At 73.8% G+C, this 22,692-nt stretch carries 21 protein-coding genes; 13 read left to right on the top strand and 8 right to left on the bottom strand.

The window, feature by feature from the left end; all coding sequences use genetic code 11:
* The first annotated feature begins 25 nt into the window (after positions 1–25).
* Positions 26–1,840, top strand: coding sequence for a gamma-glutamyltransferase (ggt, locus tag OIE69_RS10875; RefSeq protein WP_326571761.1), 1,815 nt, complete (start codon positions 26–28; stop codon positions 1,838–1,840).
* On the opposite strand, the gene OIE69_RS10870 is transcribed toward ggt, so the two are convergent.
* The gene (locus OIE69_RS10870; protein WP_326571760.1) at positions 1,822–2,568 is read right to left on the bottom strand and encodes a phosphodiesterase; all 747 of its coding nucleotides are present in this window, start codon (positions 2,566–2,568) and stop codon (positions 1,822–1,824) included. The two genes, ggt and OIE69_RS10870, sit on opposite strands and share 19 nt — an antisense overlap.
* Positions 2,569–2,659: 91 nt before the next feature.
* Here OIE69_RS10870 and OIE69_RS10865 point away from each other — a divergent pair, with 91 nt between their 5' ends.
* The 4 genes from OIE69_RS10865 (at position 2,660) to OIE69_RS10850 (ending at position 7,191) form a co-directional block, all read left to right on the top strand.
* Entirely contained in the window at positions 2,660–3,253 is a 594-nt protein-coding gene (locus OIE69_RS10865; protein ID WP_326571759.1) for a CGNR zinc finger domain-containing protein, read from the top strand.
* Between the two features lie 194 nt (positions 3,254–3,447).
* Positions 3,448–4,899, top strand: a complete 1,452-nt coding sequence (locus OIE69_RS10860) for a hypothetical protein (protein WP_326571758.1) — start codon at positions 3,448–3,450, stop codon at positions 4,897–4,899.
* 130 nt (positions 4,900–5,029) lie between these two features.
* Complete coding sequence (locus OIE69_RS10855) at positions 5,030–5,875, top strand: nitrilase-related carbon-nitrogen hydrolase (RefSeq protein WP_326571757.1); 846 nt, start codon at positions 5,030–5,032, stop codon at positions 5,873–5,875.
* An 8-nt stretch (positions 5,876–5,883) separates the two neighbouring features.
* On the top strand, positions 5,884–7,191 hold the full coding sequence (locus OIE69_RS10850; RefSeq protein ID WP_326571756.1) for an aspartate aminotransferase family protein: 1,308 nt from the start codon (positions 5,884–5,886) through the stop codon (positions 7,189–7,191).
* 49 nt (positions 7,192–7,240) lie between these two features.
* Here OIE69_RS10850 and OIE69_RS10845 read toward each other — a convergent pair whose 3' ends face one another.
* From OIE69_RS10845 to OIE69_RS10835, 3 genes are read right to left on the bottom strand one after another with little or no spacing between them, the layout of a single operon-like run.
* Positions 7,241–7,810: an endonuclease/exonuclease/phosphatase family protein gene (locus OIE69_RS10845; protein ID WP_326571755.1), complete on the bottom strand. Its 570-nt coding sequence runs from the start codon at positions 7,808–7,810 to the stop codon at positions 7,241–7,243.
* Positions 7,803–8,081 carry an endonuclease/exonuclease/phosphatase family protein gene (locus OIE69_RS10840; protein WP_326571754.1) on the bottom strand — a complete coding sequence of 93 codons (279 nt, stop codon included), beginning with the start codon at positions 8,079–8,081 and terminating at the stop codon, positions 7,803–7,805. Before OIE69_RS10840 ends, OIE69_RS10845 begins: the two co-directional genes overlap by 8 nt.
* On the bottom strand, positions 8,078–8,830 hold the full coding sequence (locus OIE69_RS10835; protein ID WP_326571753.1) for a hypothetical protein: 753 nt from the start codon (positions 8,828–8,830) through the stop codon (positions 8,078–8,080). Before OIE69_RS10835 ends, OIE69_RS10840 begins: the two co-directional genes overlap by 4 nt.
* 293 nt (positions 8,831–9,123) lie before the next feature.
* On the opposite strand from OIE69_RS10835, the gene hydA reads away from it, so the two are divergent.
* From hydA to OIE69_RS10805, 6 genes are all read left to right on the top strand, one after another.
* Positions 9,124–10,530 (top strand): dihydropyrimidinase, encoded by a 1,407-nt coding sequence (hydA, locus tag OIE69_RS10830; RefSeq protein WP_326571752.1) that lies wholly within the window; start codon positions 9,124–9,126, stop codon positions 10,528–10,530.
* 17 nt (positions 10,531–10,547) lie between these two features.
* Positions 10,548–11,567, top strand: coding sequence for a TIGR03842 family LLM class F420-dependent oxidoreductase (locus tag OIE69_RS10825; protein WP_326571751.1), 1,020 nt, complete (start codon positions 10,548–10,550; stop codon positions 11,565–11,567).
* Between the two features lie 17 nt (positions 11,568–11,584).
* Positions 11,585–13,123, top strand: a complete 1,539-nt coding sequence (locus OIE69_RS10820; RefSeq protein ID WP_326571750.1) for an NCS1 family nucleobase:cation symporter-1 — start codon at positions 11,585–11,587, stop codon at positions 13,121–13,123.
* A 57-nt stretch (positions 13,124–13,180) separates the two neighbouring features.
* A complete protein-coding gene (locus tag OIE69_RS10815; protein ID WP_326571749.1) occupies positions 13,181–13,999 on the top strand; it encodes an inositol monophosphatase family protein in 819 nt (272 codons plus the stop codon).
* Positions 13,996–15,426 (top strand): phytoene desaturase family protein, encoded by a 1,431-nt coding sequence (locus tag OIE69_RS10810; RefSeq protein WP_326571748.1) that lies wholly within the window; start codon positions 13,996–13,998, stop codon positions 15,424–15,426. Before OIE69_RS10815 ends, OIE69_RS10810 begins: the two co-directional genes overlap by 4 nt.
* A gap of 68 nt (positions 15,427–15,494) precedes the next feature.
* A complete protein-coding gene (locus OIE69_RS10805; RefSeq protein ID WP_392567488.1) occupies positions 15,495–16,478 on the top strand; it encodes an aldo/keto reductase in 984 nt (327 codons plus the stop codon).
* Between the two features lie 61 nt (positions 16,479–16,539).
* Here the strand turns inward: OIE69_RS10805 and OIE69_RS10800 are convergent, their stop codons facing one another.
* Positions 16,540–17,280: an SIR2 family NAD-dependent protein deacylase gene (locus tag OIE69_RS10800; protein ID WP_326571747.1), complete on the bottom strand. Its 741-nt coding sequence runs from the start codon at positions 17,278–17,280 to the stop codon at positions 16,540–16,542.
* 284 nt (positions 17,281–17,564) lie between these two features.
* On the opposite strand from OIE69_RS10800, the gene OIE69_RS10795 reads away from it, so the two are divergent.
* Positions 17,565–18,377 (top strand): cupin domain-containing protein, encoded by an 813-nt coding sequence (locus tag OIE69_RS10795; RefSeq protein WP_326571746.1) that lies wholly within the window; start codon positions 17,565–17,567, stop codon positions 18,375–18,377.
* 163 nt (positions 18,378–18,540) lie between these two features.
* Here OIE69_RS10795 and OIE69_RS10790 read toward each other — a convergent pair whose 3' ends face one another.
* A complete protein-coding gene (locus OIE69_RS10790; protein ID WP_326571745.1) occupies positions 18,541–19,359 on the bottom strand; it encodes a nucleotidyltransferase domain-containing protein in 819 nt (272 codons plus the stop codon).
* A 41-nt stretch (positions 19,360–19,400) separates the two neighbouring features.
* On the opposite strand from OIE69_RS10790, the gene OIE69_RS10785 reads away from it, so the two are divergent.
* A complete protein-coding gene (locus OIE69_RS10785; protein ID WP_326571744.1) occupies positions 19,401–21,200 on the top strand; it encodes a gamma-glutamyltransferase family protein in 1,800 nt (599 codons plus the stop codon).
* Here OIE69_RS10785 and OIE69_RS10780 read toward each other — a convergent pair.
* Together OIE69_RS10780 and OIE69_RS10775 are read right to left on the bottom strand one after the other, a co-directional pair.
* A complete protein-coding gene (locus tag OIE69_RS10780) occupies positions 21,182–21,703 on the bottom strand; it encodes an NUDIX domain-containing protein (protein WP_326571743.1) in 522 nt (173 codons plus the stop codon). The genes OIE69_RS10785 and OIE69_RS10780 overlap by 19 nt on opposite strands.
* Positions 21,700–22,692 carry a ketopantoate reductase family protein gene (locus OIE69_RS10775; RefSeq protein WP_326571742.1) on the bottom strand — a complete coding sequence of 331 codons (993 nt, stop codon included), beginning with the start codon at positions 22,690–22,692 and terminating at the stop codon, positions 21,700–21,702. The genes OIE69_RS10780 and OIE69_RS10775 overlap by 4 nt, the downstream gene beginning before the upstream one ends.

The following is a 22,692-nucleotide window of genomic DNA, read 5'->3' as shown; positions in this document are numbered from 1 at the left end:
CGGTCGCCCCAGTGGAGGTCCACGTATGCGTCGTCACGCTGTACGGAGTCTGTCGCTGCTCGCCGTAACCGCCACCGCCGCGTTGTCGGTGGCCGCGGCCCCGCCGGGGGTGGACGCCCGGGCCCGGGACGCCACGCCCGCCAAGGTCCCGCTCGCCGTCGGCTACGGGGGCGCGGTCTCCAGCGTCGACGCCGACGCCTCCGCCGCGGGCATCGAGGTGCTGCGGCGCGGGGGGAACGCCGTGGACGCCGCGGTCGCCACCGCGGCCGCCCTGGGGGTCACCGAGCCGTACTCCGCGGGAATCGGCGGCGGCGGTTACTTCGTCTACTACGACGCCAGGCACCGCAAGGTCCACACCATCGACGGCCGTGAGACGGCCCCCAAGAGCGCCACCGACAAGCTCTTCGTCGAGAACGGCCTGCCCCTTCCCTTCAACGACGCCGTCACCAGCGGTCTGAGCGTCGGCGTCCCCGGCACCCCCGCGACCTGGGACACCGCCCTGCGGTCCTGGGGCAGCCGCAGCCTGCGGGACGTGCTGCGGCCCGCCGAGCGCCTCGCGCACGACGGCTTCGCCGTGGACGCCACCTTCCGCAGCCAGACGGAGGCCAACCAGGCACGCTTCAAGGACTTCCCGGCCACCGCGGCGCTCTTCCTGCCCGGCGGGCAACCGCCCGCCGTCGGCTCCACCCTCAAGAACCCCGACCTCGCCCGCACCTACGCCGAACTGGGCCGCAAGGGCGTCTCCGCCGTCTACCACGGCGGCATAGGCGCGGACATCGTGAACACCGTGCGCAAGCCGCCGGTGGACCCGGCGGCGACCCGCGTCGTCCGCCCGGGCGACCTCACGACGGCGGACCTCAAGGCCTACAAGGCCAAGCCGCAGAGCCCCACCCGCGTCTCGTACCGCGGTCTGGACGTCTACGGCATGGCCCCCTCCTCCTCCGGCGGCACCACGGTCGGCGAGGCACTGAACATCCTGGAGCGGACCGGCAGGCTCTCGCGGCTGTCCGAGGCGCAGTACCTGCACCGCTTCCTCGAGGCGAGCCGGATCTCCTTCGCCGACCGGGGTCGCTGGGTCGGAGACCCGGCCTTCGAGAAGGTCCCGACCGCGGGGTTGCTGTCCCGGTCGTTCGCCGACTCCCGGGCCTGCCTGATCAAGGACGACGCGGTACTGACCAGCCCGGTCGCACCGGGCGACCCGTACCACCCGGCGCGCTGCGACCGCGGGGGCAAGGCCGCCCCGACGACGTACGAGGGCGAGAGCACCACGCACCTCACGGTCGCCGACAAGTGGGGCAACGTCGTCGCGTACACGTTGACGATCGAGCAGACCGGCGGCAGCGCGATCACCGTCCCCGGGCGCGGCTTCCTGCTGAACAACGAGCTGACCGACTTCTCGTTCGTCCCGGCCGGTCCCGCCGTCCACGACCCCAACCTGCCGGGCCCCGGGAAGCGGCCCCGCTCCTCGATGTCGCCGACGATCGTGCTGAAGGACGGCCGTGTCGACTTCGCGCTGGGCTCGCCCGGCGGCGCCACGATCATCACCACCGTGCTGCAGGTGCTCACCGAGCACGTCGACCGCGGTATGCCGCTGGTGGACGCGATCGCCGCGCCGCGTGCCAGCCAGCGCAATGCCGCGGCCACCCAGGTCGAGCCCGCCTTCCTCGCGAGCGACGTGGCGGCGGAACTGAAGAACATCGGGCACGGCTTCGCCGACGCGGGTGAGATCGGTGCCACGACCGGCGTGCAGCGACTGCCGGACGGCCGCTGGCTCGCCGCCGCCGAGACGGTGCGCCGCGGCGGCGGCTCGGCGATGGTGGTTCAGAGCACCACGCGGTAGTGGGTCGTCAGGCGCCGCTCGTCGTCCAGCACATGGAAGGCGACGCCGGGCGGCGCCGAACGGTCGGCCACCGAGCCGTCCTGCTCGGCCTCCCAGGGCATGCGCAGCGTCCACGTCACCCCGGGCGCGGCGATCAGCGGCCGCCCGCCGAAGGTGGTGGCGGCGGGCGTGTGCGCGTGCCCGGTCAGGACGGCGACCACCTCCGGGTGCGCGGCCAGCAGTTCCTCCAGGGCCGAGGGCCGGCCGAGCCGGTAGCCGTCGGGCAGCGGATGGTGCAGCGCGACGGGCGGATGGTGGAAGGCCAGCAGCGCCGGGGTGCCGGGGGCCAGCCCGCCCAGGGTCGCGGACAGCCACCCCAGGGTCTCCTCGTCGAGGAGGCCGTCGTCCTCGCCCGGGATCGTCGAGTCGCACATCAGGACCGCGGTCCCGGCGACGAGGTGCGCCCGGTTCACCGGTCCCGTCTCCTCGGCCTCGCCCAGCAGTGCCTTGCGGTAGGCGGCGCGCCGGTCGTGGTTGCCCGGGCAGGGGAGGACCGGGAAGGGCGCGTCGAGGATCCGGGCGGCCTCCTCGTACTCGGCCGGGGCGCCATGGTCGGCGATGTCGCCGGTGACCAGCAGTGCGTCCGGCGCCCGCGGGAGCCCGCGCAGGTAGGACATGACGCGGGTGGCGCGCTCCGTCGAGCGTTCGGTGCCGTCCAGATGCAGGTCGCTGATGTGAGCCAGCAGCATGGGCCGCTCCCCTCCAGGCTTAATGCTTAATTCCTCTTCTGACGTTAGAACGGTAAGGTGCGGCCCGCGGACGATCAAGAGGAGGGCCGTCGTGGAGCGCTGTCCGACCCTGGAACTGGTGAGCACCATCCGGCACGACGGCGATGGAGGGGTCGCCGACGACCTCGGCGACCCCTCCGCGCTCACGGCCTGGGTCCGCGAACACGTCCCCGGGCACGGCGGCTTCACCGCGGACGGCGCCGCGCTCACCGATGTCCTCGCCCTCCGCCGCGCCGTGCGCGCCCTCTTCGCCCGCGCCGTGGCGCCGGAGCCGCCCAGCTCCGCCGACGTCCGGCGCCTGATGCCCGCCGAGGAGGCCCTCGCGCACCTCAACGCCGCCGCAGCGCGGGTCCCCGTCGTGCCCCGGCTCGTGTGGGAGGCGGAGGAGGCGCCCGTGGCCCGCCTCGTGCCCGCGGCGGAGGGTGACGACCCCGCCGCCCGGATCGTCGCCGAACTCGCCCGCGCCGCCGTCGGCTTCCTCGCCGGTCCCGAGCGCGAACGGCTGCGGGCCTGCACCGCGCCCCGCTGCGTCCGGTACTTCGTGAAGTCCCACGGCCGCCAGGAGTGGTGCAAGCCGTCCTGCGGCAACCGCGCCCGCGTCGCCCGCCATTACCGCCGTCACCACCCGGAGGCGGGCCCGTCCTGAGGCCCGGGGACGCCGCGGTGCCGGGTCCCCGGTGACGGGGCGCGCAACCGTGCCTCCGCGCGGGGTGCGGGCGCAAGTGCAACCTCCGCATCCTGCGCGAAAACCCTCTGTAGCGCCGCCGTAACACAACGGGTGTCGAATGCCGTGCGGACCACACGCTTCCGCCGCCGGGCGGCGGGCAGGGAGGAGCGACAGTGGAACGCGGGGCGCGCAGCCAGGTCATCGGCTCGGTCGACGAGTTCGCCCGGTACCTCCGGGGGCTCGTCGGCGCGGTGGGCGACACGCCCGGCTGGTACGCGGTCTTCGCCGAACGCGATCCCGAAGGCGTCAGGGCCTGGCTCGACGGGTCCGACGTCCCGCCGTGGGACGTCGTCCTCGCCCTGCTCCAGAACGCCGCCGCCGCGCGCGGCACCCACCCGGACGAGGCGGCGGCCGAGCCCGCCCGCAGACTGCACGCCGCCGCCGTCGCCGCCCATGACGCCGCACCGGGCGGCGAGGCGGCGCTGAGCACACGACTGGACGCCTTATCCAGGGAACGCCGGTACGCGGTGCTGCACGAGCGCGACGTCACCGCCGCGCTGCGCGTCGCCGCCACCCCCGCCGAGGCGGAGCGCCTCGGCAACGAGCTCGCCTGGGCCCGCGACGACCGCGAACGGGCCGTCGCGCGCTGCGCGGAGCTCCAGGCGCGCCTCGACGCGGTCCGCTCCCGCCCCGTCGTGCCCGAGGAGTGGTTCCGCCCGCAGGCGGCCCCGGCCCCCCGCGTGCCGGCGCCCCGCGCCCCGGCCGCGCCCCCGCTCCCGGACGAGGGCGCTCCGGCGGCCGCAGCCGGCGGCGGTGACGACGACACCGCCCAGCCCGGGACGGCCCACCGGCCCTTCGCCCGCGGACGCAGGCAACGCCCCCGCGGCGGAGCGCGGTACGGCGGCGCCCGCTTCGCCGGCGCACCCGAGGCCGAGGCGGCCGCACCCCCCGTCGCGCCGCCCGTCGTCGCGGCGCCGGAGGGCGGTGCCGCCCCAGGTCCCCGCGGAGCGCGCTTCGCCGGCGCGGCGGGCCGCGACGCGCCCGGCACCCGTGAGGCCGGGCAGGCGCGCGCCGACGTCCGTGAGGCGCACGCCCGCAGGGAGGCCGCGCGGATGGCCGCGGCACGCATGGCGGAGCTGCGCCGCACCGGCCGCACCGGCGAGGCGTACGTGCTGATGAGCGAGGCCGTGGCGGGCCCGCCCGAGGACGTCCCCGAGCTCGCGGCCGCGCTGGAGCGGTCGGGACTGGCCGCGGACGTGGCCACCCTGCTGTGGGAGCTGGCCGCACAGCCCCCGCACCGTCTGGCGGCCGCCGCGGCGGCCCTGGACTCCGCCGGCCGCGGCGACGACCGGCGGACCCTGCTGCACCAGGCGGCCGCCAGGCCGGCCGCCGAGGTCGCCGCGACCGCCGGGGCGCTCCTCGACGCCGGCCACCGGGACGCGGCGCTGAGCCTGCTGGCCCCCCTCGTCCGCGCCCGCAGCCCGGAGGCGGCCGCCGGCATCGCCCGCGAGGGCGCCGGGCTCGTCGGCCCGCTCCTGGACGCGGCGGGGCTGGTGTCGGTCTCCAAACGCCGCGACGTGGCCGCCGCACTGCGCCGAGCGGGTCTGCCCGACCGCGAAATCTGATCGGCTTCGTTGAGTAACGGCGCCGGTATTGCCACAGTGGGCTGTGGGCTCTTACGTTCGTCCCAGCGCCGGATCTACGTGCGTAGACCAGCCCGCCGTTCCGGCGTGACCTCGCGTCAAAGGAGCTGTCATGCCCAATGTCGTACGCGCCGCGCTCGTCCAGGCGACGTGGACCGGTGACACCGAGTCGATGATCGCGAAGCACGAGGAGCACGCCCGCGAGGCGGCCGCGCGGGGCGCCCAGGTGATCGGCTTCCAGGAGGTGTTCAACTCCCCGTACTTCTGCCAGGTGCAGGAGGCCGAGAACTACCGGTGGGCCGAGCGGGTGCCGGACGGCCCGACCGTGCAGCGCATGCAGACCCTCGCCCGGGAGACGGGCATGGTGACGGTGGTGCCGGTCTACGAGATCGAGCAGGACGGTTTCTACTACAACACCGCCGCCGTGATCGACGCCGACGGCAGCTACCTCGGCAAGTACCGCAAGCACCACATCCCGCAGGTCAAGGGCTTCTGGGAGAAGTACTACTTCAAGCCCGGCAACCTGGGCTGGCCGGTGTTCGACACGGCCGTCGGCAAGGTCGGCGTCTACATCTGCTACGACCGCCACTTCCCCGAGGGCTGGCGGGCGCTCGGCCTCGCCGGCGCGCAGCTGGTCTACAACCCCTCGGCGACCCACCGCGGGCTCTCCTCCTACCTGTGGCAGCTGGAGCAGCCGGCCGCGGCGGTCGCCAACGAGTACTTCGTCGCCGCCATCAACCGGGTCGGCCAGGAACCGGTCTACGGCGACAACGACTTCTACGGCACGTCCTACTTCGTCGACCCGCGCGGCCAGTTCGTGGGCGACGTCGCCTCCGACAAGGAGGAACAGCTGATCGTGCGTGACCTGGACTTCGACCTGATCCCCGCGGTGCGCCAGCAGTGGGCCTTCTACCGGGACCGCCGCCCTGACGCCTACGGCACCCTGACGGAGGCGTGAACACGTCCATGACCATCACCGAGAACCCGCACGCCGCGCTCCACTCCCGCCACCGCGCCGTGATGCCGCAGTGGCTGGCGACGTACTACCGGGAGCCCATCGAGATCACCCACGGTGAGGGCCGCCACGTCTGGGACGCCGAGGGCCGGCAGTACCTCGACTTCTTCGGCGGCATCCTCACCACCATGACCGCCCACGCCCTGCCGGAGGTCACCGCCGCGATCCGCGAGCAGGCCGGGAGGATCCTGCACTCCTCCACGCTCTACCTGAGCTCCCAGGCCGTCGACCTCGCCGAGCGCATCGCCCGGCTGTCGGGCATCCCGGACGCCCGGGTCTTCTTCACCACCTCCGGCACCGAGGCGAACGACACCGCGCTGCTGCTCGCCACCACGTACCGGAAGTCCAACCAGATCCTGGCGCTGCGCAACAGCTACCACGGGCGTTCCTTCTCCGCGATCGGCATCACGGGCAACACCTCCTGGTCGCCGACGAGCCTGTCACCGCTCCAGACGCTGTACGTGCACGGCGGCGTCCGCCACCGCGGCCCGTACGCGCACCTGTCCGACGCCGAGTTCACGGCCGCGTGCGTGGCGGACCTGGAGGACATCCTCGGCCAGGCCAACGGCCAGGTCGCCGCCCTGATCGCCGAACCGGTCCAGGGCGTCGGGGGCTTCACCTCGGGTCCCGACGGGCTGCTGGCCGCCTTCAAGCAGGTCCTCGACCGGCACGGCATCCTGTGGATCACCGACGAGGTGCAGACCGGCTGGGGCCGGACCGGTGAGCACTTCTGGGGCTGGCAGGCGCACGAGGGCTCCGGCCCGCCGGACATCCTGACCTTCGCCAAGGGCGTCGGGAACGGGCTGTCGATGGGCGGCGTCGTCGCCCGCGCCGAGGTGATGAACTGCCTCACTGCCAACTCCATCTCCACCTTCGGCGGCAGCCCCATCACCACGGCGGGCGCGCTGGCCAACCTCCAGTACCTCCTCGACCACGACCTGCAGGGCAACGCCCGGCGCGTGGGCGGTCTGCTCAGGTCGCGGCTGGAGGCCATCTCGGCCGGGCTCCCGGTGGTGCGCGAGGTGCGCGGCCGCGGGCTGATGCTCGGCCTCGAACTGGCCTCACCAGCCGCGGCGGGCGTGGTCCTCGAAGCGGCGCGTGAGGGCGGTCTGCTGATCGGCAAGGGCGGCAGGGCCGGCGACGCGCTGCGCATCGCCCCGCCGCTCTCCCTGACCGTCGCCGAGGCGGAGGAGGGCGCCTCGATCCTGGAGGCGGCGCTCAAGCAGGCGCAGAGCGAGCTGGGCGACGGCCCGGCCTGACGGTACGTGACAGGGCCGGGGCCACGGGCCCCGGCCCGCGCCGTCGCGGTCAGAGCTCCAGGTCGACGACGAGCGGCCGGTGGTCGGAGACCGGCACGGCGGGCGCCCCCGCGGAGCGCACGGCGGCCCGCCCGAGGCCCGCCGCCAGTACGTGGTCGAACTGCACGACGGGACGGTGCGAGGGGTAGGTGCGCGTACGGGCGAGCGCCCGCCAGGCCCCGCCCAGCGCCAGCGGCGGCACCGGGCCCACCAGGTTGAGGTCGCCCAGGAGCAGGTGGGGCCGGGGCAGGCCGGCGATCCAGCGGCGGACCGCCACCAACTGGCCCACGTTCCAGCCGGGGACGAACGACAGGTGCACCGCGACCACCGTGAACGGCCCGCGCGCGCCTTCCAGGACGGCGGCCAGGGCGCAGCGCGGCTGGTCGGCCGTCATCCGGAGCCCGGCGAGTCCGGGCACCCGCAGGGGCATCCCCACGGGCGAGGGGGGCAGCCGCCGGGCCCGCCACTCCCGTACGGGAAGCCGGGTGGCCAGGGCGATCCCGTGCGACGGCGGGCCGTCGCCGTCGGCCGCGTCCCGCGGTCCGTGGACGCGCATCCCGGGTTCGGCCGGATCACGCACCCATCCCGTGCCCGGCACCCGACCGGCCGTGCACCGCCGACGCGTAGCGCCAGTCCCGGGCGCCCGACGCCGCGGCGGCGGTCGCGGCCTGGTCCACCCGGCCGGACCGTTCCTGGAAGCGGTCCAGCTCCTGCAGCGCGAGGACGTCGGCGTCCAGGGACGCGACGGCCCGCGCGAGGGGTTCCCCTGCGGCCTCAGCGCCGGGAAAGGGGGCCGGGCTGCCGTCACTGATCGGCAGGCCGTGCAGCACGTTGAACGTCGCGAACCTCATGGGCCCGCCGCCCGCGGTCCGGTGGCGGCGGGGGAGGGCGCCGGGGTGCCGTCCGACCGCCGTGGACGGCCCGGTCTGCGGAAGTGGGCATACGGCGGGTACGCCTTGAAGGCGACGTCGAGTTCGGGCCCGCGCCCCCGGTCGCCGGACTCCAGCAGCGGTGTGAGCCCTTCGACCAGGGCCATGTGCCCGTTCGCCACGCCTTTCTGACGCGGCCCCTGGCCGGCCGCCCGCGCCAGTGCCATGGCGGCGAAGGAGAAAGCGCCGCGGCTGCCCACCAGGAACAGCGTCCGCGCGTGGCCGACCGGCCGCAGCCGGTCGCGGGAGCCCATGTGGCCGTACCGCTGCCACCAGGCGTCGGCGTCGCGCGCCGTGCGCGCCTCGTCCGTGCGGACGCTCAGGGGCACTCCGCCGGTCAGCCGGCGGCGCAGCCCCGGCCACTCGCTCACCCGCAGGCCCAGTGAGTGGTGGACGAGGACGAGGTCCACGCGGCCGCCGGCCGTATCCAGGTACGCCTCCTCGTCCAGAGGGACGCCGCCGCGCAACGGCACGTGGACGACGGTGCGCCGCGAGCACGCCGCGAAGGAGAACAGCCCGGCCAGCGCCGAGAGCCCCGCATGGTCGCCGACCAGGAAGCCGTACCCGGCCGGGTCGGTGAGGGCCGTGTGGCGCGGGGGATGCCAGGGCTGCACGATCCGGTGCTCCACCGGGCCGGTGCGCGGACGGAAGTGACGCAGCCTCAGCCGCATGCGGAATCCTCCATGCGCCCATCGTCGTCGTGCCACCGCGGCCGGGGCAACGCGATTCCACACCTCGTCACCTGCAGACCCGAACGCCCGGTTCATGGCATATTGTGAGCGTTCGCCGTACGGGGGTGCAGAGTCGCAGCGATCGCCCCCGTCGATGGAGAGCAGCGGTATTGCCACCGTGGGTGACCGGTCGTACGTTTCCACCATGGCGGGGTCTACGTGCGTAGAGCCGTTCCGACATGGCATCGAGGTTTCCGGGGACCCCGCCCTCAGCCATTGGAAGGAGTGGGAGCATGAGCCGCATCGTCATCCGGGGCGGACTGGTCGTCACCGCCGCGGAGGAGGTCCACGCCGACGTCCTCGTCGAGGGGGGCAGGGTCGCCGCCCTCGCGTCGCACGACTCCGACCCGGCACGGGGCTGGACCGAATCCGCCGACCGCGTCATCGACGCGACCGGGAAGTACGTCATCCCGGGCGGTGTCGACGCGCACACCCACATGGAACTGCCCTTCGGCGGCACCCACGCCTCGGACACCTTCGAGACCGGCACCCGGGCCGCCGCCTGGGGCGGCACGACGACGATCGTGGACTTCGCCGTGCAGTCGGTCGGCGAGTCGCTGCGCGCCGGACTCGACACCTGGCACGCCAAGGCCGACGCCCAGTGCGCGATCGACTACGGCTTCCACATGATCCTCTCCGACGTCAACGAGGACACCCTCAAGGAGATGGACATCCTCGTCGAGGAGGGCGTCACCTCCTTCAAGCTGTTCATGGCCTACCCCGGCGTCTTCTACAGCGACGACGGCAAGATCCTGCGGGCCATGCAGCGCGGCGCCGACAACGGCGGCCTGGTCATGATGCACGCCGAGAACGGCATCGCCATCGACGTCCTGGTCGAGCAGGCGCTGGCCGCGGGCAGGACCGACCCCCGCTACCACGGCGAGGTACGGCACGCCCTCCTCGAGGCCGAGGCCACCCACCGCGCCATCCGGCTCGCCCAGGTCGCGGGCTCCCCGCTCTACGTCGTCCACGTCTCCGCGCAGCAAGCCGTCGAACAGATCGCCCTCGCCAGGGACGAGGGGCTGAACGTGTTCGGGGAGACCTGCCCGCAGTATCTGTTCCTGTCCACGGACAACCTGGCCGAGCCGGACTTCGAGGGCGCCAAGTACGTCTGCTCGACGCCGTTGCGCCCGAAGGAGCACCAGGCGGTGCTCTGGCGGGCCCTGCGGACCAACGACCTGCAGGTGGTGTCGACGGACCACTGCCCGTTCTGCTTCGTGGGGCAGAAGGAGCTGGGCCGGGGTGACTTCTCGAAGATCCCCAACGGTCTGCCGGGGGTGGAGAACCGCATGGACCTGCTGCACCAGGCGGTGGTGGACGGGCACATCAGCCGCCGCCGGTGGATCGAGATCGCCTGCGCGACCCCGGCGCGGATGTTCGGGCTGTACCCGCGCAAGGGCACCATCGCGCCGGGCGCGGACGCCGACATCGTCATCTACGACCCGGACGCGGAGCAGGTCGTGTCCGCCGCCACCCACCACATGAACGTCGACTACTCGGCCTACGAGGGCAAGCGGATCACCGGCCGGGTCGAGACCGTCCTGTCCCGCGGTGAGCCCGTCATCGACGGCCGGGAGTACGTCGGAAGGGCGGGCCACGGCCAGTACACCCCGCGCGGAACCTGTCAGTACCTCATCTGAGAAAGGCGCGTGGACCCATGGACTTCGGTCTCGTCCTGCAGACGGACCCGCCCGCCGCGGGGGTCGTGGAGCTGATGCGGCGCGCCGAGCGCAACGGTTTCACCCACGGCTGGACCTTCGACTCCACGGTGCTGTGGCAGGAGCCGTTCGTCATCTACAGCCAGATCCTGGCGCGGACGGAGCGGATGGTCGTCGGCTCCATGGTCACCAATCCGGGCACCCGTACCTGGGAGGTGACCGCCTCGACCTTCGCCACGCTGAACGAGATGTTCGGCAACCGGACGATCTGCGGCATCGGCCGGGGGGACTCGGCGATGCGGGTTGCGGGTCGCAAGCCCAACACGCTCGCCCGCATCGAGGAGGCGATGCACGTCATCCGCGAGCTCGCCGAGGGCCGCGAGGCCGACCTCGGCGGCACGGTCGTCCGGATCCCCTGGATCAAGGAGGGGGCGAGGCTGCCGGTGTGGATGGCGGCGTACGGGCCGAAGGCGCTGGCGATCGCCGGGGCGAAGGCGGACGGGTTCATCCTGCAACTCGCCGACGTCTATCTGACGGAGTGGATGGTCAAGTCGGTCCGGGACGCCGCAGTCGCGGCCGGCCGTGACCCGGCCGAGGTGAAGGTGTGCGTGGCGGCCCCCGCGTACGTCACCGAGGACGACTCCCCGCAGGCGCTGGCCCACGCCCGCGAGCAGTGCCGGTGGTTCGGCGGCATGGTCGGCAACCACGTCGCCGACCTCGTGTCCAGGTACGGGGAGCACTCCGACTCCGTGCCCGACGCACTCACCGACTACATCAAGGCCCGCCAGGGCTACGACTACTCCCACCACGGCCGTTCGGGGAACCCCGACACCGCGTTCGTCCCCGACGAGATCGTCGACCGCTTCTGCCTCATCGGCACCCCCGAGCGCCACGTCGAGAAGCTGCGCGCCCTGCGGGCACTCGGCGTCGACCAGTTCGCGGTCTACGACATGCACGACGCCAAGGAGTCCACCATCGACGCCTACGGCTCCGCCGTGATCCCCGTACTCCGCGGCTGAGGGGGAGCACCGCGCCCATGCCGGCCCCCACGCCGCCCGCCCAGATCACGCACCCCGACGGCCGCGTCGAGCTCCGCCTCGACGCGGCCGTCCCGCACGGCCCGTACGCCAACCAGGACCTGCTGCCGATCCCCATCGCCAAACGGCACTGGACCACCTACAACTTCACCGCGCTGTGGGTCGGGATGGCGCACAACATCCCGTCCTGGACCCTCGCATCCGGGCTGGTCGCCCTCGGCATGGACTGGAAGCAGGCGGTGTTCACCATCGCCCTAGCCAACGTCATCGTGCTGGTGCCGATGCTGCTCACCGGTCACGCCGGCCCCAAGTACGGCATCCCCTTCCCGGTGCTGGCGCGTTCCTCGTTCGGGGTGCGCGGCGCGAACCTCCCGGCGCTGCTGCGCGCCGCCGTGGCCTGCGCCTGGTTCGGCATCCAGACCTGGATCGGCGGCCAGGGCATTTTCGTCCTGCTGGGCAAGATCTGGGGCGGCTGGGCGGGCGCCGCGCACGTGGCGGGCTACCCGTGGACGCTGTGGGTCTGCTTCCTCGCCTTCTGGGCGCTGGAACTGGCGATCATCTACCGGGGCATGGAGACGCTCCGCAGGTTCGAGAACTGGGCCGCGCCCTTCGTCCTCGTCGGCGCCGTCGTCCTGCTGGTCTGGATCACGAACAAGGCGGGCGGCCTCGGCCACCTGCTGGACCAGCCCTCGGAACTGGGCTGGGGCGGGGACTTCTGGAAGGTCTTCTTCCCCGCCCTCATGGGCATGATCGGCTTCTGGTCGACGCTCTCCCTCAACATCCCCGACTTCACCCGCTTCGGGGCCGGGCAGCGCGCCCAGGTCTGGGGCCAGACACTCGGCCTGCCGACCACGATGACCCTCTTCGCCGTCCTGTCGGTGCTCGTCACCTCCGGCTCCCAGGCGGTCTACGGCGAGGCCATCTGGGACCCGGTGGAGCTGGCCGGCAAGACCGACAACGTCCTCGGGCTGCTCTACGCCCTGGTCACGGTGCTGGTGGCCACCCTCAGTGTCAACATCGCGGCCAACGTGGTCTCCCCGGCGTACGACCTGTCCAACCTCGCGCCACGGCACGTCGACTTCCGCACCGGCGCGCTGATCACCGGCGTCGTCGGGGTGCTGATCTTCCCCTGGAAACTGACCTCCACCCCCGAGCTGTACATCTTCACCTGGCTGGGCGTGGTCGGCGGCGTCCTCGGCACGGTGGCCGGCGTCCTCATCGCCGACTACTGGGTCGTGCGGCGCACGCACTTGGCGCTGGCGGAGCTGTACGAGGCGGGTGCCGGGCGCTACTGGTACCGCGGTGGCTGGAACTGGCGGGCGGTGCTCGCCCTCTTCGTGGGCGGCCTGCTGGCGGTCGGCGGCTCGTACTCCACCGTCGACGCCGAGGGCCGCAAGCAGGGTCCCTTCCCCGTCGACGGACTGATCCCGCTGCTGAAGCCGCTCGCGGACTACGGCTGGGCGGTGGGTTTGGTCACCTCGTTCGTGCTGTACACCGCCCTGATGCGGAAGGCGGGACCCGCCGCGCGGACGGCGTGAACCCGCCAAAGCCACGGCGGGTGCGCGGTGCCGCGGCCGATCTGGTCTGATGGAGGAGTGATCGATGACGCACTCTTCAAGGCGGTCGAGGACACGGTGCGCGCGGCCGCCGAGGCGGAGGTCGTGCCGCGCTGGCGACAGCTGAGCGCCGCCGACATCAGCCACAAGACCGGACCGGGGGACCTGGTCACCGTCGCCGACCGCGAGGCGGAACTGCGGCTCGCGCAGGAGCTGCCGGCGCTGCTGCCCGGCTCCGTCGTGGTGGGGGAGGAGGCCGTGCACGCGGACCCGGGCATCCTGCGCCGCATCGGCGGCGACGACCCGGTGTGGATCGTCGACCCCGTGGACGGCACGGCCAACTTCGTCGCCGGCAGGCCCGAGTTCGCCACGCTCGTCGCCCTCGCCCGCGGCGGCGAGGTCCACGCCTCATGGACGTACGTGCCGCGCCTGGCCCTGATGGCCACCGCCCGCCGCGGCGGGGGCGCCCGGCTCAACGGCGAGCCGATCCGCACCGCCCCCGACTCCGGCGGGGCCGCGCTCAAGGTCGCCACCTCGCAGTTCGCCTTCCTCGACGAACAGGAGCGGCGCCGGTTCGAGGGGCTCGGCACCGACGGCGTCGAGGCCCGCCAGTGCACCTGCGCCGGGCTGGACTATCTGGAGGTCGCCCGGGGCGCCATCGACGCCGTCGCCTTCACCTGGGAATCGCCCTGGGACCACGCGGCGGGCGTGCTGCTCGTGGCCGAGGCCGGCGGCGCCAGCGTCACCGCCGGGGGCGTGCCCTTCCGGATCGGCGGCGGCAACGCCTTCCCCTTCTCCGTGGCGCGCGACGAGGCGACCGCGCGACGGGTCGTCGACCTCATGGCGGGTGACCGATGAGCAGGGCACACGTCACGGACGTCATCGTCGTCGGCGGCGGCCCCAACGGCCTGACCGCCGCGGTCGAACTCGCCCGCGCCGGGCACTCCGTGGAGCTCTTCGAGGCCGCCGACCACGTCGGCGGCGGCGCCCGCACCGAGGAACTGACCCTGCCGGGCTTCCGCCACGACCCCTGCTCCGCGGTGCACCCGTTCGGCGCCGGCTCGCCCGCGTTCAACGCGATGCCGCTCGCCGAGCACGGACTGCAGTGGCTCCACCCCGAGCTGCCGCTCGCGCACCCCTTCGACGACGGCACCGCCGCGGTACTGGACCGCACCGTCGGCGCGACCGCCGCCTCGCTCGGACCGCGCGACGCGGGCACCTACCGCCGGCTCCTGGCCCCGTACGTCGGCCGCTGGCCGACCCTCGCCCACGACTTCCTGCGCCCCCAGTGGCGGGGACTGCCGCGCGACCCGCTGCGCTTCGCGGGCTTCGGGCTGACCGGGCTGCCGCCGGTGGCCGTGCTCGCCCGGCTGTTCCGCGGCGAGAAGGCGCGCGGGCTGCTGGCCGGTCTCGCCGCCCACGCCATCGCGCCGCTGACGAGCCCGCTCACCGGCGCGACGGCGCTGCTGTTCGCCGTCTCCGGCCACGAGGTCGGCTGGCCGGTCCCGCGCGGCGGCTCCCAGTCGATCGCCGACGCCCTCGCCTCCTACCTGCGGCTGCTCGGCGGCACCATCCACACCGGCGTCATGGTCCGCAAGCTCGACGAGCTGCCGCCGGCCCGCGCGTACGTCTTCGACACCTCGCCGACCGCGCTGGCGCGCATCGCCGGGCTCGGCGACGCGTACCGGAACTACCGCTACGGCCCCGCGGTCTGGAAGATCGACTACGCCCTGGACGGCCCCGTGCCCTGGACCGCCGCCGAGGCCCAGCGGGCCGGCACCGTGCACATCGGGCCGACCTTCGGCGAGATCGGCGACGCCCTGAACCGGGCGGTGCGCGGCCGCCCGCCGCAGACCCCGTTCCTCATCGGCGCCCAGCCCACGGTCGTCGACCCGGGGCGCGCCCCCGAGGGCAAGCACGTCTTCTGGGTGTACGGACACGTGCCCAACGGCTGGCGCGGCGACGCCACCGAGGCCGTCGAGCGGCAGATCGAGCGCTTCGCCCCCGGCTTCCGGGACCTCGTCCTCGCCCGGGCGGTCAGCGGCCCGGCCGAACTCGCCGCCCGCAACGAGAACTACGTCGGCGGGGACATCGGCAGCGGTGCCTTCGCCGGCCTGCAGATGGCCTTCCGCCCCAAGGTGAGGTGGAACCCGTACGCCACCTCGCGCCCCGGGGTCTTCCTCTGCTCCTCCGCCAGCCCGCCCGGCCCCGGCGTCCACGGCATGTCGGGCCACCACGCGGCCCGCGCCGTCCGCCGCCACCTGGAGGGGGCCGCCCGCCGGTAGCCGCTGCCCCGCCGGCGGCGGCTGCCCCGTCGGCCGTGGTCGGCGGGGCAGCGACTAGCATCGACGGCATGGAGCAGCGCGTATTGGGCAGGACGGGCCGCAAGGTGTCCGTCGTGGGTCTCGGCACCTGGCAGCTGGGCGCCGACTGGGGCGAGGTCCGTGAGGAGGACGCACTCGCCGTCCTCGACGCGGCCGTGGCGGAGGGCGTGACCCTCTTCGACACGGCGGACGTCTACGGCGACGGACGCAGCGAGCAGCTGATCGGCCGCTACCTGCGGGAGCGCCCGGACGCCGGGATCTTCGTCGCGACGAAGATGGGCCGCCGGGTCGCCCAGGTCCCCGAGAACTACGTCCTGGACAACTTCCGCGCCTGGAACGACCGTTCCAGGGCCAACCTGGGCGTCGACACCCTCGACCTCGTGCAGCTGCACTGCCCGCCGACCGCCGTCTACTCCTCGGACGCCGTCTTCGACGCCCTCGACACCCTCGTCGAGGAGCAGCGCATCGCGGCCTACGCCGTCAGCGTCGAGACCTGCGAGGAGGCGCTGACCGCGATCGCCCGCCCGGGCGTCGCCAGCGTGCAGATCATCCTCAACGCCTTGCGGCTCAAGCCCCTGGAGCAGGTCCTGCCGGCCGCCGCCGAGGCCGGCGTGGGCATCATCGCCCGCGTCCCCCTCGCCTCCGGCCTGCTGTCCGGCCGCTACACCAAGGACACGGTCTTCCCGGCCGACGACCACCGCACCTACAACCGGCACGGCGAGGCCTTCGACCAGGGCGAGACCTTCTCCGGCGTCGACTACACGACCGGCCTGGAGGCCGCCGCCGAGTTCGCCGCCCTCGCGCCGGAGGGTGCGACCCCGGCCCAGACGGCGCTGCGCTGGATCATCCAGCAGCCCGGCGTCACCACGGTGATCCCCGGCGCCCGCTCCGTCGAGCAGGCCCACGCCAACGCAGAGGCCGCAGCCCTGCCGCCGCTGCCGCAGAGCACGCTGGACGCCGTCCGGGACCTGTACGACCGGAGCATCCGCGCCCAGGTCCACCACCGCTGGTAGTCGAGGCGCAGGACCTGCCGTGAGCCGTGCCCCCGGGCGATGCCGTCCGGGGGCACCTGCGTCAGCCGGTCGCGGCCTGCCGGGCGATCCTGTCCAGCAGCGCGGGCAGTGAGCTCCCGATCGGCTCGCGCACCAGCTCGTCCGCGATCTCGTCGTACGGCGTCGGCTCGGCGTTGACGATCACCAGCCGCGCGCCGTGCTCCGCCGCCATCCCGGCGAGCGACGCGGCCGGCTGCACCTGCAGGCTGGTGCCGACCGCGACGAGGACCGTGCACCCCTTGGCGATGGCCATCGCGTTGCCCAGGACCACCGGATCCAGCCGCTGCCCGAACATCACGGTCGCCGACTTCAGGATCCCGCCGCACTTCCCGCACGCCGGGTCCGGCTCACCGGCCCGGACCCGCGCCAGCGCCTCGTCCATGGGCGCACGGTCGTGGCACCGCGTGCACACCACGGCACGGGCCGTGCCGTGCAGCTCCAGCACCTTGCGCTCGGGCAGCCCCGCCATCTGGTGCAGACCGTCGACGTTCTGCGTGATCACGCGGACCGGCACACCCGACCGCTCCAGCCGGACGATCGCCTCGTGCGCGGCGTTGGGCCGCGCCTCCAGCGCCGGGCCGTCCATGCGCATCCGCCACGACCTGCGGCGCACGTCGGGATCGGCCATGTAGTGCTCGTACGTCACGAGCTTCTCGGCCTCCGGATCGCGCCGCCACAGCCCGTTCGGACCGCGGTAGTCCGGGATGCCGGAATCGGTGGAGATACCTGCGCCACTGAGAATGGCTACGAGAGGCCTGGCCATGGGCCGAGGGTAGGACGCCTGCAGGCCTCGGAGCGAACGGATATCGCGCCGCGCGTCACGCGCCGCCCGTTCCCACCGGCCTTCGCCGCACGTGCGGCCACCTGCGATTTTGTCTCGATTAACAGCCGTCGAGAACAGTCTCGTAGCACTGGACCTAGCAGGGAAAGGCGACCATGAAGCAGTCAGCAGAGGTCTCGCGAGCTCCCCGATCCTTGAGTGTTCACCGGGGGGACTCTCTCGAGTTCGTCGAGTCGCACCCGAGTGAGCCGGGCAAGGGCGTCCGTGTGGCGCAATTCCTCGGCCCGGACGATGGCGCCAGTCATCTGTCGATCGCGATCGTCGAACTCGAGCCGGGTGGCCACGTCGTCGGACACCGGCACCCGTTCGAGGAGTCGTACTTCGTCCTGGAGGGCAACCCGCTGCTCGCGGTCGCCGACCACCACTACGCCCTGCGTCCACAGGACTTCGGCCTCGTGCCCTATGCCGTCGGCCACGCGTGGAGCAACCCGACCGATCAGCGGGTGCGCATGCTGCGCGTGCACGCTCCCCAGCCGCGCCCCATCGACGGCAGGGGGACGTGGGGGGTGTTCGAGGCGCCCGAGACGCACGTGCCGACACAGGGCGTGCCCGTCGACGAACTCGACCCGGCCAAGCCGTACGCCGGTCACTTCGACCAGGCGGACATGGCGCCGCCCGGGTCCATCTCCATGCCGGGTTACCACGGCGCGAACGTGCAGAACGTCCAGATCCGCATGATGGTGGACGATCTCCTCGGGGCGCGTCACCATGCGATGTTCATCGTCCAGTTCACGCCCGGCGTCGTGGACAACGCTCCTCTCAAGACCGCGAAGGAGCACTTCCACCCGTTCGAGGAGATCTACTACCTGATCTCCGGCCAGGCTCGATCCTTCTGCGACGGCGAGCAGGACCTGGCCGGGGCCGGCGATCTCGTTTTTGCGCCCGTCGGCGCGTCGCACGGCTTCGCCGCGCTGGGCACGGAGCCCCTGTGCTGGATCGAGGTGCAGTCGCCGATGCCGCCGGCGAGCGGCGGATTCACCTTCCACAACGACTGGTCGCAGCAGACCAACATCGGGTGACCGTCGCCGCCGCGCGCGAGACGGGTCCGTGGGGAGGGCGTCGCCGGTTCCGCGCCCTCCCCCGGGGACGCGGCGGGCAGCCTTCCGCACGGCCATGCCGCGATCGTCCGCAGCCGGGCCGGCCGGCGGGCGTCGGGTTGCCGCCCGGGGTTCCGCCTCGGGGTCAGCCCAGTGCCGTCCGGACCTGCGCGACCAGCGCCGACGCGTCCTCCACCGCCGCCACCGGGTCGCCGAGTCCGGCCAGCACCGCCTCGGCGCGGGCCTGGAAGCCGGGTGGGGTGTCCGGGAGGGCGCCCGCGGCGGCGAGGGCCCCCTTCTCGTTGAGGCACCACACGCGGTGGTGGGCGTGGAGCGACTGCGTCAGCACCCCGACCGCCCGCGACAGGCACAGCGCGGCGTGCAGGACGTCCCCGGCACCCGCGGACTTGCGGGCGTTCACCACGAGGAAGTCCGCCTCCCAGGACGCCCCGACGAGCGCCTCGCGCAGCGGCTCCGGGTAGACCAGCGTGCGCTCGCGCAGCGCGGTCAGCTCGCCCGCCGGATCGGCCAGGACACGGCCGAGGGCGACCTCGCCGGCGTACACCGGGGACCAGAAGCCCAGCGGATGGCCGGCCTGGACGCCCACCTCGTAGCGGCCGGCGCGGCAGTCGTCCCACACCCGCCGCACACGGTCCAGGTCCCGCAGGATCCAGTCGACCCGCAGGCCGTCGACGCGCAGCCACGCCCCGCCGTTCACCCAGGGCCCCCAGCCGCCGGGGCCGGCGATCTCCACCGGCCCGCCCGTCGCCTCGGCGGCGAGCGCGGCGAGCGCCTCCAGGTCCGGTTCCCCGCGGTAGTACACGCCGAGGTCCCAGTCGGAGTCGGGGCGGTGCGTGCCGCGCGCGCGGCTGCCGCCGAGCATCACCCCGACCACACCGGGGACCCGGGCGAGAGCCCGCGCCGTGGAGGAGACAGGGGGTACGTGTTCGGGCTCGTGGGGCACCGTGCGAGTGTAGGAGCACCCCCGGCGCGAGGAGTACGGAATTGTTCACGACCCGGCCCACCCTCCAGGGCACCTTCGGCATGGCCTCCTCCACGCACTGGCTCGCCTCGCAGTCGGCGATGGCCGTGCTGGAGAGCGGCGGCAACGCCTACGACGCGGCGGTGGCCGCCGGGTTCGTCCTGCACGTGGTCGAGCCGCACCTCAACGGACCCGCGGGCGAGGTGCCGATCATCGTCGCGCCCGCCGGCGGTCCCGTGCGCGTGCTCTGCGGCCAGGGCCCCGCCCCGGCCGGGGCGAGCGTCGACCACTACCGTGCGCTGGGCCTGGAGTTCGTCCCCGGCACCGGTCCGCTCGCGGCCGCCGTGCCCGGTGCCTTCGACGCGTGGATGGTGCTGCTGCGCGACCACGGCACCAAGCCGCTCGCGGACGTGCTCTCCTACGCCATCGGCTACGCCGAGCAGGGCCACCCCGCGGTGGAGGCGGTCGGCGCCACGGTCGGCTCCGTGCAGGCGCTGTTCGAGGCGGAATGGACCACCTCGGCTGAGGTGTACCTGGCCGGTGGGCGTCCGCCCCGTCCGGGCGCCCTGCTGCGCAACCCCGACCTCGCCGCCACCTGGCGGCGGCTGCTGCGGGAGGCGGAGGCCGCCGGCAGCCGCAGGGAGGTACAGATCGAGGCGGCCCGCAGGGTGTGGCGCGAGGGCTTCATCGGGGAGGCGCTGACCGCCTTCGCCGCCTGTCCCGCGATGGACACCACCGGCGAGCGCCACGCCTCCACCCTGACCGGGGACGACCTCGTCGCGTACGAGGCCCGCCACGAGGACCCGGTGACCTTCGACTGGAACGGCTGGACGGTCTGCAAGGCGGGAGCCTGGAGCCAGGGCCCGGCCTTCCTGCAGCAGCTCGCCCTGCTGCCGCCGGACCCCGCCGACCTGGAGTACGGCACCGCCGACTACGTGCACACCCTGGTCGAGGGCACCAAGCTCGCGATGGCCGACCGCGAGGCCTGGTACGGCGACGCCGAGGACGACGTCCCCCTCGCCGAACTGCTCTCGCCCGCCTACAACGACGCGCGGCGCACCCTGGTCGACCGGGCCAAGGCCTCCCACGAGCTGCGGCCCGGCAGCCCGGGTGGCCGCACACCGCGGCTGCCGCGCTTCCCGCTCCACGACCCGGCGGCGGCACCGGACTTCGACGCCATGGGCGTCGGGGAGCCGACCGTCGCCCACAACGGGGCGACCCGCGGCGACACCTGCCACCTCGACGTCGTCGACCGCTGGGGCAACATGGTCGCCGCCACCCCCAGCGGCGGGTGGCTGCAGTCCAACCCGGTGGTCCCCGGGCTCGGCTTCCCGCTCGGCACCCGCCTGCAGATGACCTGGCTGGAGCCCGGGCTGCCGAACTCCCTCACTCCGGGCCGCCGTCCGCGCACCACGCTCACCCCCTCGCTCGCGCTGCGCGACGGCGTGCCGGTGATGGCCTTCGGCACGCCGGGCGGAGACCAGCAGGACCAGTGGTCGCTGCACTTCTTCCTGGGCGTCGCCCTGCGCGCTCCCGTCCGGGGCGGCCTCGACCTCCAGGGCGCCATCGACGCGCCCAACTGGCACAACGACAGCTTCCCGAGCTCCTTCCACCCGCGGGAGATGCGGCCGGGCAGCCTCACCGTGGAGAGCCGCTTCGAGGAGTCCGTCATCGCCGGGCTGCGCGGCCGCGGCCACGACGTCACCGTCTCCGCCCCCTGGTCCGAGGGCCGTCTGTGCGCCGTGGCCCGCGACCCGGAGACCGGCGTGCTGTCCTCCGCCGCCAACCCCCGCGGGATGCAGGGCTACGCGGTGGGCCGCTGACCGACCGCCGGAGGACGGCCGTTGACCAGTTCGACGGGGCAGGCGCCGTCCTCCAGCGCGGCCAGAGCGGCACGGACCCGGCGGTAGAGGCCGGGGGAGAGGTACTCCTCGGCCTCCTCGGGCGTCGCCATCCGCCAGGCGGACAGCTCCTCCTCCTGCAGCACGATGGCGCCGAGCGCGGCCTCGTCGAGCACCCCGCCGTCGTACATGTACGAGGTCAGCGGCGGGCGCCCCGACGGCCCCTGCACCCAGTCGACGGTGAGCAGGACGCCCGGCTCGACGTCCAGTCCGACCTCCTCCAGGGTCTCCCGGCGTGCCGCCTCGCGGGGCGTCTCCCCGTCGGCCGACTCGATGGTGCCGCCGGGCAGCACCCACTTGCCGTCCTCGCGGTAGGTGGTCTCGGCGATCAGGATGCGGCCCCCGGCGTCACGGAAGAGCGTGCTGGCCCCGGCGAGGATCTTCGGCAGGCTGTCGATGTACGCGGAGAAATCGGTGGTGGTCACGCGCCCCGACCTACGGGGTCGCGGCCCTCGACAGCGGCGGCCACCTGCGCCGGCTCCAGGCTTCCGGGGGCGCGGCGGTCGCGTGCCGCGCGGTTCGCGAGCCGCCGCAGCGTCTCGTTGACCGGCACGGGTATCCCGTGGAGCCGCCCGAGCAGCACGATCTCGCCGTTGAGCCAGTCCGCCTCGACGCTCCCGGTGCCCCGGGTCAGGCTCTGCCAGGACGAGCCGCCGCCCCGGGCGAAGCCGTCGACCGGCCGCAGGCTCACCAGGTCCCCGCGCACCGCCGCCTGCTCCTCGGCGCCCGCGTACGGGATGCCGGCGGCGTCGAGCACCGCGGCGCCCTCGGCCTTCGCCCGTTCGAGGAGGCCGGCGGCGGTGTCGTCCCAGCCGCCGCACAGGGCCTCGACGGCGTTGCCGAGGTTCGACAGCAGCTTGGCGTACTTCCAGCGCATCACGTCGGGCACGACCGGGGCCGCGAAGGAGGACTTCTCCAGGTCCGCGGAGACGGCCCGCGCCAGGTCGTCCGTCCCGTGCGGGTAGCGGCCCAGGTGGAGGATCCCGGTCAGCGGCCCGCAGGGGGCGACCACCTCACCGGGCTCCAGGTGGGTCGAGGGCAGCCACACGCACATCCCGTACACGTCGCGGAAGCGGCGCAGCGCCATGCGTTCGTTGGCCACGCCGTTCTGGGCGCAGACCAGCGGCAGACGGTCCGCGACCGGGGCCCAGGCGTCGAGGGCGGCCTGCGTGTCCTGCGTCTTCACGGCCAGCACCAGTACGTCGTCCGCCCGGAGTGACAGCTCCTGCGGGCCGGCTGCGACCGGGACGGGCAGCTTCAGCGTCCCGTCCGGTGTCCGCAGCGTGAGCCCGCGGTCCCGCAGCGCCTCCAGGTGCGCTCCCCGCGCGACCAGGACGACCTCGTGACCGCTCTCGTACAGCCGTCCGCCGATCGTCGCGCCGACCGCGCCCGCTCCCACAACGATGTATCGCAC

This window comes from Actinacidiphila glaucinigra, assembly GCF_035918135.1.
In the GTDB taxonomy this organism is placed as follows: Bacteria; Actinomycetota; Actinomycetes; order Streptomycetales; family Streptomycetaceae; genus Actinacidiphila; species Actinacidiphila glaucinigra.
Note: the sequence above shows the minus strand (reverse complement) of the source record. Positions and strands in the feature narration are given on the sequence as shown.